Source organism: Agathobaculum sp. TL06 (assembly GCF_054658635.1).
The window spans coordinates 1-7,139 of the sequence record NZ_BAAGGY010000046.1; the positions used below are offsets into that span (position 1 = coordinate 1).

6 protein-coding genes, 4 tRNA genes and 1 rRNA gene are annotated in these 7,139 nt (G+C 55.6%); 10 read left to right on the forward strand and 1 reads right to left on the reverse strand.

The features are described 5' to 3' along the window. The first annotated feature begins 7 nt into the window (after positions 1-7). The 8 genes from rrf to ACYQ3S_RS15355 all read left to right on the forward strand — a co-directional run bounded on the left by rrf (position 8) and on the right by ACYQ3S_RS15355 (position 3,705). Positions 8-124 (forward strand): 5S ribosomal RNA (gene rrf / locus ACYQ3S_RS15320). Positions 125-156: 32 nt separating this feature from the next. Then, positions 157-232: transfer RNA gene (locus tag ACYQ3S_RS15325), tRNA-Asn, on the forward strand. A 64-nt stretch (positions 233-296) separates the two neighbouring features. Beyond that, positions 297-373: transfer RNA gene (locus tag ACYQ3S_RS15330), tRNA-Ile, on the forward strand. A gap of 12 nt (positions 374-385) precedes the next feature. After that, positions 386-462, forward strand: a tRNA-Asp gene (locus ACYQ3S_RS15335). A gap of 39 nt (positions 463-501) precedes the next feature. After that, positions 502-577 (forward strand) — tRNA-Thr (locus ACYQ3S_RS15340). Positions 578-701: 124 nt separating this feature from the next. Then, positions 702-890, forward strand: coding sequence for a hypothetical protein (locus ACYQ3S_RS15345; RefSeq protein WP_459690227.1), 189 nt, complete (start codon positions 702-704; stop codon positions 888-890). Positions 891-902: 12 nt separating this feature from the next. Beyond that, complete coding sequence (locus ACYQ3S_RS15350; protein WP_459690228.1) at positions 903-1,787, forward strand: DegV family protein; 885 nt, start codon at positions 903-905, stop codon at positions 1,785-1,787. 97 nt (positions 1,788-1,884) lie between these two features. Next, complete coding sequence (locus ACYQ3S_RS15355) at positions 1,885-3,705, forward strand: polysaccharide deacetylase family protein (RefSeq protein WP_459690230.1); 1,821 nt, start codon at positions 1,885-1,887, stop codon at positions 3,703-3,705. Between the two features lie 34 nt (positions 3,706-3,739). Here ACYQ3S_RS15355 and ACYQ3S_RS15360 read toward each other — a convergent pair whose 3' ends face one another. Beyond that, positions 3,740-4,708 (reverse strand): RluA family pseudouridine synthase, encoded by a 969-nt coding sequence (locus ACYQ3S_RS15360; RefSeq protein ID WP_459690231.1) that lies wholly within the window; start codon positions 4,706-4,708, stop codon positions 3,740-3,742. Positions 4,709-4,946: 238 nt separating this feature from the next. On the opposite strand from ACYQ3S_RS15360, the gene ACYQ3S_RS15365 reads away from it, so the two are divergent. Then, entirely contained in the window at positions 4,947-6,011 is a 1,065-nt protein-coding gene (locus ACYQ3S_RS15365) for a LacI family DNA-binding transcriptional regulator (protein ID WP_459690232.1), read from the forward strand. 146 nt (positions 6,012-6,157) lie between these two features. Beyond that, complete coding sequence (locus tag ACYQ3S_RS15370; RefSeq protein WP_459690233.1) at positions 6,158-6,961, forward strand: hypothetical protein; 804 nt, start codon at positions 6,158-6,160, stop codon at positions 6,959-6,961. Positions 6,962-7,139: the final 178 nt, after the last annotated feature.

A 7,139-nucleotide genomic window follows, 5' to 3' on the forward strand; every position in this document is an offset into this window, starting at 1 on the left:
CGATATAGTGCGTATCTATGGTGATGAGGGTACACCTGTTCCCATTCCGAACACAGTAGTTAAGCTCATTTACGGTGACAATACTTGGCTGGCGACGGCCTGGAAAGATAACTCGATGCGCACATCAGCGAATCCCTTACCGGATTCGCTTGATATTCCTCAATAGCTCAGTTGGTAGAGCATGCGGCTGTTAACCGCAGGGTCGTTGGTTCGAGTCCAACTTGAGGAGCCACTTGATAAGGCTTTGCCGCCACCATAATACGTGGCGGCAAAGTGCTATCACTCCATGTTGATATGGGCCTTTAGCTCAGTTGGTTAGAGCAACCGGCTCATAACCGGTCGGTCCCGGGTTCGAGTCCCCGAAGGCCCACCAAATTTTATATCTGGCCCGGTAGCTCAGTTGGTTAGAGCGCCAGCCTGTCACGCTGGAGGCCGTGGGTTCAAGTCCCATCCGGGTCGCCATTACAAAACGGCGACTGTTTGATCGCCGTTTTGTATTATGCTGTTGTAGCTCAGTAGGTAGAGTGCATCCTTGGTAAGGATGAGGTCGTCAGTTCAACTCTGATCAACAGCTCCAAAAGCCCTGCTGCCTTGTGCAGCGGGGCTTTCTTATTTTGCAATACTGAGGATGACCTCGTATTTGAAGTGTGATATACTATATACAATATTTTGAGGACATGATATCGAAAGGGGTATCCTGTATGACGATTTTGACCTGTGAATGTGGCAACGAGATCTATATTATGGATGAAACCGAAGCGACCGCCTGGCAGTGCGACGCTTGCGGCCAATGGTATGATTTTTTCGGCGTGAAGGTCGTCCCGCCGCAGGAGCGCAAAAAGACAGTTTCGCCGCACCTGATTAATTGGAGCGCGGGCGAGGAGCTTTAAGCAGGAGGAGTTATGAATCAACAGAAGATCGCTTTGCTCACCGACTCCTGTGCGGATATTCCGCAGGCGGATATCCGCAAATACGATATTTTTGTCGTGCCGCTCAAGCTCATCTTTTCTGATGGGGAGTATGCCGATGGCGTGGATATCAGCGCTGCGGAGGTGTATCGCCGGCTCAAAAAGGAGATTCCGAAAACGACGCTGCCCGATGGGGGGCAGGTGTCGGATACCTTGGAGCGCATCCGGCAGGCGGGCTATACGAAGGTTCTCGCGATTAATTTTTCAAGCGGCCTCAGCGGGACGCATAATCTGATCCGGCTGATCGGCGAGCAGACCGTGGGCCTGGAAGTTGCCGCCTTTGATACGTTGAGCGGTTCGCTTGGCACAGGTATGACCGTCCTGCAGGCGGCCCGCTGGATCGAGGAGGGCTGGACCTGGCCGGAGCTGCTGCGGGCCATCCCGCCGTTGATGCGGGCAACGCATGTTTTCTTTTGCGTCGATACGCTGGAATATCTGCAGAAAGGCGGCAGAGTAGGCAAGATCACGGCGGTTGCGGGGACAATGCTGCAAATCAAGCCGATCCTCTCTTTTGCGCCTGACGGGCAACTGGTCAATGTGGCGAAGATCCGCGGGAGAAAAGCTGCGGTCGATCAGATGGTGCGGATGGCCACAGCCCTGGTGCTGCGCGGCGCGCGTTTCAATTTGGCTGTCGCGCATGGGGATGCGCCGGAGGAATTGAAGGTGATCCGCAGCCTGGCGCAGAAAAGCCTGCCTGATTTTGAAAATTTCATGGAGGGCGAGATCGACTGTACCCTGGGCGCGTATGTGGGACCGCATCTGCTTGGAGTGGGCGTACAGCTCTTAACCGACGCGGTGCTGTCGAAAAAAGGCGAATAGTAACGATACTGTAACTGTTTTTGCATGGGTTATGTGTTATAATACGGTATTGGTAGTATGTAGCAATTAATATTAGGTAGGAAGGAATGAATGAGGCATGTCTTATCAAACGGCGTACCGGTCTCGATACCGCCGTCATAGACGCCGCCGCCGGAATAGTCACTGGGGTGTGCTGATTGCATTGATTCTGGTGATCGTCATTGCGATCCCTGTCGCGTTTCATATTGTGAAAGGGATTTCCGGCGCGGTTTTTGGAGGAAGCCAGAATCAACTGGTGCTTCAGATGGATAACGGCAAGGCGCTGCTGGGCGATGATGTGGTCGATCTGGGTAGCGCGGCGCCGTTTCGGGATCAGAACGGGAATGCGTATGTTCCGGTCAAACCGGTCTGCGACAATCTTGACTTTTCCCTCACCTGGGACCAGGCCACCAAAACGATCACAGTCGGTGATAATAAGCTGACGGTGCAGGCGCAGGTTGACAGCACATCGCTGCGCGTGAACGAGGCGGCGCAGACCATGGCCATAGCGCCGCGCCTGTCGGATGGGACCGCATATGTTCCGGCAAAGGAGTTCTGCCAGGCGTTGTCCCTGCAGGTAAATGATTTGGGAAGCGGACAGGGGGACCTGGTCGTACTCACGAAATCCAAAAAAGAGCTGAAAGAGGATAAGCTGAACGAGATCGCGGAGAAGGCTTTGGAAAAGCTTGGCCCGTCGCGGCAGACGCTGCAGCAAACCAGCATACTGATGCGTGTCGGCTCAGATAAGCTTGTGCGGGGCGGGCAGTCCGCACAGATGGTGCAGGACGGGGAACGGCTGGGCGCCGCCGTGATCGAGCAGGATGGGCTGCGCTATGTTCCGCTCAAGGCCGCGATCACGACGCTGGGCGGGACCGCGGAGTTCGACGGGAGCGCCGAATGGACGGTCAACTATGACGGGATTCAGTCCACCGTGCGGGACAACGCCAAGACCAAGGTCGGCGGGGACCGCGTGAAGGGGGACGAAATCAAGGTCCATACGGATGAAAATGGGCGTTTCTATGTTTCAGCACCCCTGTTTGCGGCGCTGGTCGGCAGAAGCTATACCGACCTTGCGGATGAAGAGGGTACCTTTGCGTTCACACAAGGCTCGCTGGAGGGCTTTGACAGCCAGAAGGCCTATCTCGATACCATGAAAAGCGCGCTGACCGACGCGGTCGGCGGGGATATCCCAGAGGCCGACGTATATGTTGCCCTGACCTTTGACGACGGGCCGACCGGCGCTACGGACACCTATCCGAACGGTTACACGGCAACGCTTCTGGAGGAGCTGAAAAAGCGCAATGTTCATGCGACATTCTTCATGTGCGGCTACCGTATCAAGGACTTCCACAGCCATATGGAGCAGTACCTTGCAAATGGGCATGAGCTGGGCAACCACACCATGACGCATCCGATGAGCCGCCTGACGCATCTGGACGCGGCGACCGTACGCGACGAGGTGGAGTCCAACAGCGAATTGATCGAATCGTATACCGGCCAAAAACCGACGGTCATGCGTCCGGTCGGCGGCGGCGTCAACGATACAGTCAAGGAGCAGATGAAAGCGCTCGGCCTGCCGATCATCAACTGGAGCGTCGATACGCTGGATTGGAGCACCAAGACCGATCCGGAGAGTGTGAAGGACCATATCGTCAACGAGGTCGAGGACGGCGATATCGTGCTGATGCACGATATCTGGCAGGGTACCCTGCCAGGCGTGCTGGCGGCGATTGACGAGCTGCAGAGCCGCACGGACAAAACGTATGCGTTCGTTACGGTTTCCGAGCTGGCCGCGGTCAAGGGCATCACGCTGGAGCCCGGCATGGTTTACAGTAGCCTGTCAGATGCGACGGTGCAGGCCATTGAGGACGGAACGTATAAGGAAAATATTTTCGATTAAAAAACAAAGCAGCAGCCTGCGGGCTGCTGCTTTGCTATAGGTGGTATTCGGGGAAATATTTTTGGACGAAAGGGACGTCCTGCACGGTAAAGGTTTTCCCATCCAGATAGGAAAGCGCGCCGGCGTCCGTTTGGAAATGGAAGGACAGCGAATAGGCGTACAGTGCCTGGCCGGATTCGCCGTAAGGACGGTTGCGTTCGTTTACGCCGTATTTGCCATCGCCTAACAGCGGACAGCCGATCGAGGCCATATGCGCCCGAATCTGATGGGTGCGGCCGGTGAGCAGCTCGCATTCGACAAGGGAAAGGCGGCCGCTGGAAGCGAGCGTCCGGTAACGGGTGCGGGCGGTTTTGGCCCCGGGGACGCGTGTGCTGTGCAGGGTGACCTGCTTGCGCGTCTCGTCGCGGCGCAGGTAGTTTTCGATCAGCCCTTCGGACGGCTGTGGACGGCCGTGAACGACGCACAGATAGCGTTTCTCCAGTTCGCGGGATTTGATCTTGTCGTTCAGGATGCGCAGCGCCTCGGCCGTTTTCGCGGCAATTACAATGCCGCCGGTGTTGCGGTCAATACGGTTGCACAGCGCGGGGGCGAAGGATGCGGCGGCGGACGGCTCCCAGGCGCCGGACTGATACAGATAGGCCTGAATATGGGCGATTAGCGTATCCGTGCCGCCGCGCTCGTCCGCATGCACCACCATACCGGGCGCCTTATCAGCAAGGAGGATATGACCGTCCTCATAGACCACACGGACGCGGGGGTGCGAAATATGCCGGTAGGCATCCTCCTCCTGCGGTGCGTCAAAGTAGCTGTCGTTCAGGTAAAGCTGCACCACGTCGCCCTCTGTGAGCTTGTAGCCGGCCTCAGTACGCTTCCCATTGATCTTGATGCGCTTGAGGCGCAGGTATTTATGCATCTGCCCGCCGGAAAGCAGGGGAACCGTTTTGCCAAGGAATTTGTTCAGGCGCTGCCCGCTGTCATTGGATGTGATGTGGTATTCTTTCAATGGAAAGCCCTCTTTTGTCTCCAAAGATAATATGGGAATAGTATACCGCATTTTTATCAAAAAAGGAAGTAGCAGTTGCGGCAGAATGGAGAAAATATATAGAATATGCACAAAATATAATGACAAAACAGAGCGAATTTGACGAAAATATCCGCGGCAGGGAATCATATATTGATCGGTTCTTGTGAAGCCTGTATAATTATATTGAGAGAGAAGCGGGGAAAAGGAGATAGTGGTCTTGAAGAAAAATATGACGATCACGGAAATCGCCAAAGAGGCGGGCGTTTCCAAATCAACGGTTTCTCGCGTACTGAATAATAAATCAGATGTATTGCCGGGAACAAAAGAGCGTGTGCTCCGCGTGATACGCGAGCATCAGTTTCAGCCGAATGCTTACGCGCGCAGCATGTCGCAGCGGCGCAGCCGAACGATCGGCGTGGTTGTGCCGCACGATATCGATTACGTTTTTCAGAACCAGTACTATATGGAGATTCAGCGCGGCATTCTCAAAGCGATGACGAAGCGGGGGTACTATGCGTTGATGCTCTGCTGTCGGGACATGAAAGAAGCCTTTGACGCGGTGCTGCAGAAAAGGGTGGACGGCCTTTTGCTCATCAGTCCGCTTTATGAGCATACGCCGTATATCAACGAGCTGCTGGAGCATCATGTGCCGCTGGTGCTGATCGGGAAATCGCCCGCGTCGCAGCAGGTCTATCAGGTCTGCATCGATAACTATATGGGCGCGCTGAGCGCGATGCAGCATTTATTCGGGCTGGGACACAGGCGGATCGCTTTTATCAACGGCCCGCACTTCCTGCCGTCGAGCGAGGAACGCCGCCGGGCTTATCTGGACGGTATGGCGCGGCAGGGGAACGCGGTCCTGCCCGGCATGGTGCGCGAGGGGTATAACTCCATTGATTCGGGCTATCAGATCGCCAATCAAATCTTAAACGAATTTCCGGATGTTTCGGCACTGTTCGTTGCGTCCGATTATATGGCGATTGGTGTGCTGGATGCCATCCACGACCGCGGGATGCGGATTCCGCAGGACATTTCGGTTGTCGGGTTTGACAATATCCAAATGTCGGAGCAGGTGACGCCAAGCCTGACCACGGTCAGCCAGCAGATTGAGGAAAAAGGCCGGATCAGCGTAAACCTGCTGATGGACCTGATCGAAGGGGAGCCGACGCCGGAGGAACGGGTGATCGACGTGGAAGCCAAGTTGATCGTGCGCGACAGCACGGGACCGGTTTCTTCCCGTCAGCCGGATTCTCCCTGGAAAACACACCATATTGCCTTGTAGGACGGGAAGATGCTTGCAAAAGGGCGGGCGGCTGCGGCTGCACCGCCTTTTTTAACGGGTTATTGTCGCAAACAGGCATGAAAAGGCTTGCGATTTGAACATGGTACCGGTATAATAGAACTGTTGAGTTTAGGAGTGATTACATTATGGTGAAATTGGTCAAGCTGTTCCCGCAGTACATGCTTCTGCCGGCGGTCGGCGGTATTGCGCTGCTGGCGGCGGCGGGCTATATGGTAAAACGGGGCATATCGTTCTGGCTGGCGCTGGCTGTTCTGGTGATCGGCTTTGTGATTTTGTACATCCTGGCGCTGTCCTACGGGGTGAGCGCCCTGCAGAACCGGCTCGCCTGGCTGTACCAGAACCTTGAGCCTGAGCGCTTTCTGGAAAAGTTTGAAAAGCTTCTGCCCCGTGCGAAAAAGACGCCTGCGCTCGAAGTCACGGTTCGGGCCTACCTGGCGGACGGCCATGCCGCGATCGGGGAATTCGATCAGGCGCTTGCCCTGCTGGACGGCGCGCCGGTTGTTACGGAGGAAAGCGAACGCCTCAGCGCGGCGCTGCTGATGCTCAATAACAAGGGCTTGATTCATTTCCGGATGGAAAACGCGGAAAAGGGCAAGGAATGCCTGGACAAGATGCGCGAACTGCTGGAGCGGCAGGATGAGGCGGCACAGAAGCGCTATGCGGAGAATGTGCGTATCCTGCAGTGCCATTATGACGCGCTGACCGGCGTTTGCCAGGATGACGCATACCTGCGTGAGCTGGTCCGCAACGGTACCACCGCGCTTTTTCGGGTGAATACCAGCCTGCTGCTGGCGCGCGTCTATCTGTCACAGGGAGAAACCAATATGGCGCGGGCCTATTTGGAGCAGACGATTGAAAAGGGACGGGACTGGCTCTGGCCGACGAAGAAAGCACAGCAAATGCTGGCAGCGCTTCCGGCGGAAGAATAACGAATAAACGCGGGCGCTTAGGCGCGGCCTCACAAGGGTATCTTCAAAAATTAAGGGAAGGCAGGTATTGCGGCAGCAATACCTGCCTCTCTTATGCGCTTTTTGCGGCATTTAGGGAACCAACCACACCAATATCGGTGTAGTGGATCTCCACGGTTTGCCTGACATGCTTGTAGTG